Annotated in this window: 2 protein-coding genes and 1 pseudogene; 2 read left to right on the forward strand and 1 reads right to left on the reverse strand. The window is 60.9% G+C overall.

Going from position 1 to position 3,177, the window contains the following annotated elements; translation table 11 throughout:
• Positions 1–185 (forward strand): annotated as a pseudogene (locus QMX98_RS33440) (hypothetical protein); the annotation flags it as partial.
• A gap of 79 nt (positions 186–264) precedes the next feature.
• Here QMX98_RS33440 and QMX98_RS33445 read toward each other — a convergent pair.
• Positions 265–1,359 (reverse strand): DUF1615 domain-containing protein, encoded by a 1,095-nt coding sequence (locus QMX98_RS33445; protein WP_077750525.1) that lies wholly within the window; start codon positions 1,357–1,359, stop codon positions 265–267.
• 197 nt (positions 1,360–1,556) lie between these two features.
• Here QMX98_RS33445 and QMX98_RS33450 point away from each other — a divergent pair, with 197 nt between their 5' ends.
• The gene (locus QMX98_RS33450) at positions 1,557–3,092 is read left to right on the forward strand and encodes an FAD-dependent monooxygenase (protein WP_282412028.1); all 1,536 of its coding nucleotides are present in this window, start codon (positions 1,557–1,559) and stop codon (positions 3,090–3,092) included.
• The last annotated feature ends 85 nt before the right edge of the window (positions 3,093–3,177 follow it).

The raw sequence follows: 3,177 nt of genomic DNA on the forward strand, positions 1-3,177 counted from the left end.
CGCGCCAGCTCGAAAACCGCGTTGCTGAAGCTGGTTCGGATCGACTGATCGAAAACCGCGTTGCTGAAGGTGGTTCGGATCGTCTGATCGAAAACCGCGTCGCTGAAGGTGGTTCGGATCGTCTGATCGAAAACCGCGTCGCTGAAGATGGTTCGGATCGTCTGATCGAAAGCCGCGCTGTATAAATGAAGGGTTTTACCGCAGTACTCAATGAAAAACCCGGCCTCATCAGCCGGGTTTTTTTTGCCTGTTTTTTGCGGCCGGTCACTTGCCCGCCCGTGTCATGCAGCGCTGATAACGCTCATCCACCCGCTTGGCAAACCACGCCGTCGTAAGTTTGCGGGTGATTTTCGGGCTTTGCAGCACGATCCCCGGCAACACTGCACGAGGCAACGGCCGACCTTCCGCCTTCTCGGCCAGGTCGAACACCCGCGCATAAAGCTGGGTGTCCTCGAACTGCAGGTTTTTGCCCTCCTCCAATTGATCGCGAATGGTCGTGTTGCGCATGCCCAATTGCTTGCCAAGGCTGCGCACCGCCAATTCCGTGGTGCCCGGCATGATCGCGTCATAGCGCACCAGATCACCATCCAGCGCCAAAGGGATGCCTGACGCTCGACTCACCGCATTCTGAAACGCCGCATTGCGGCTGGCGTACCAACCGGCATTGAAATCGGCGAAGCGATACAGCGGCTGTTTGTAGCTCACCGGGTACCCGAGCAAGTGAGCAATGCCGAAGTACATGCCGCCGCGACGGCTGAACACTTCACGACGGATCGAGCCGTTCACCGGATACGGATAATCCCGTGCCTGTTGCTCGGCGAAGTCGATGCTGACCTGCATCGGCCCACCGGTGTGCACCGGATTGAGCCCTCCAAACAAGGTCCGCCCCATGGGCACAATGCCGATGAAGTCATCGAAAATAGCGCTGAGTTCTTTTTCGCTGCGCGCCGCATTCAGCCGGTCGCTGTAGCTTTTACCATTGGATGAACTGACCTGCAGTGCACCGCTGACCAGCAGGCTGGGGATATGGACTTTAGCGGCACGACGGTCGATCTCTTCGCGGGCGATCTTGCCCAGGCCCGGCACGGGTGGGTCGACCTGGAAGGTCGACTCTTGCTCGGTAACCGCGAGTACCGAACACAGGTTTTGCGTGGAGGGATAGATGTTCTGCGCGGCAAAAGCGGCGTAGATGTCCGTGGCCCAGCCTTGGCGGTCAACGGTTTTCGCCGGCAGCAGGCGCACGATCTCGGCCTTGACCTCGGCGGGTTTGCGGGCCGGCAACTCCTGAGTGCGCTGGGTGCCGCAACCCGCCAGCACCAGCAGCGCCGCGAGACTCATGATCAATCGATTGGCTTGCATGGTGCTCCATCAACTCTTCTGAACCGGGTTAACCATACGATCAAAGGCATGGCGCAGGCTATGACTGCTGCCGCAACGGCCCGTTCCCCTTCATCCCCCACCACTTCACGGTTGCGGGCCTTTTCCGTTGGGCGGCCTGCCTTTTCATATCCCCGCGCTGGACCATACTTGTGCCACACACCGAGGAGGACAGGCTCATGAACCGTAGCGACGTGCTGATCGTCGGCGCCGGCCCGACCGGGCTGGTATTGGCGCTGTGGCTGAGCAAACTGGGGATTGGGGTAAGGATTATCGACAAGACGTCGGCCCCCGGCACCACGTCCCGGGCGCTGGCGGTCCAGGCACGGACGCTGGAGCTTTACCGTCAGCTCGACCTCAGCAATGCCGTGGTACAAAAAGGCCACCGGGTGCACGCAGCGAATTTCTGGGTCAAGGGCGAGCCCGTAGCGCGCTTGCCATTGACCGGCATCGGCGAGGGGCTGACGCCTTACGCGTTTCTCGAGATGTTCCCTCAGGATGAGCACGAACAATTGCTGATTGAACGCCTCGAAGGGTTCGGTATCAAGGTCGAACGCAGCACCGAACTGGAGGGTTTTGAAGAGACCGGCGATGGCATCAGTGCAAGGCTGCGCTTGCACGATGGCCAACAGGAAATCTGCCAGGCGTGTTACCTGGCGGGTTGCGACGGCGCCCGGTCAATCGTGCGCAAGACCCTCGATACCGGTTTTCCCGGCGGCACCTACCAGCAGGTTTTCTACGTGGCGGACGTGCAGGCTCACGGGCCGACGTTCAACGGCGAACTGCATCTGGACCTGGATGAAGCGGACTTTCTCGCGGTGTTTCCGTTAGCCGGCGAAGGCCGCGCCCGCTTGATCGGCACCGTGCGCGACGAGCGCGCCGACCGTGCTGAAACCCTCGGGTTTGCCGACGTCAGCAGTCGGGCCATCGAGCACCTGAAGGTGCAGATTGAGCAGGTTAACTGGTTCTCGACGTATCGTGTGCATCACCGGGTGGCGGATCACTTTCGCAACGGTCGCGCCTTTCTATTGGGCGACGCGGCCCACGTCCACAGCCCGGCGGGCGGTCAGGGCATGAACACCGGGATCGGCGATGCCATCAACCTGGCCTGGAAGCTGGCGGCCGTCTTGAGCGGCGGCGCCACAGCCACGCTGCTCGACACCTACGAAACCGAACGCATCACCTTCGCCCGCAAACTGGTGGCCACCACCGACCGGGTCTTCACCTTCGTGACTGCCGAAGGGCGCATGGCCGATTTGTTGCGCACCCGTCTGGCACCGTTCCTGATCCCCAAAATGGCCTCATTCGAAACGTCCCGTGAGTTCCTGTTTCGCACGGTGTCGCAGATCACCCTGAACTATCGTGGGACAGCGTTGAGCACGGGGGTCGCGGGCCACGTTCATGGCGGCGACCGCCTGCCCTGGGCTCACGACGGTGAGGGGGACAATTTCGAATCGCTGAAGTGTCTGACCTGGCAGGTGCATGTGTATGGCGACACCAGTGACGAAATGATCGCCTGGTGTCACGAGCATCACCTGCCGTTGCACGTGTTCGACTGGCGGCCGGCGTTTGAAGCGGCGGGGTTGGGGCGTAACGGGTTTTACCTGCTGCGTCCGGATACGTATGTGGCGATTGCCGACAACTCGGCGGATCCCAAGGTGATTGAGCGGTATTTCAAGGAGCACGGGATCCGGCCGTTTTTCGGCAGCCCCTGAGCCCCCAGTATTTACTGTGGAAGTGAGCCTGCTCGCGATGGCGGCGTATCAGTCAATACATGGGTCGAATGACAAGACGCCATCG

Source organism: Pseudomonas sp. PS02303 (assembly GCF_029959925.1).
Lineage (GTDB): Bacteria > Pseudomonadota > Gammaproteobacteria > Pseudomonadales > Pseudomonadaceae > Aquipseudomonas > Aquipseudomonas mandelii.

What these genes read in the sequence shown, in the direction of transcription:
- QMX98_RS33450 (WP_282412028.1), top strand. Translation starts at nt 1,557, where the DNA reads ATGAACCGTAGCGACGTGCTGATCGTCGGCGCCGGCCCGACCGGGCTG.
- QMX98_RS33445 (WP_077750525.1), bottom strand. Translation starts at nt 1,359, where the DNA reads ATGCAAGCCAATCGATTGATCATGAGTCTCGCGGCGCTGCTGGTGCTG.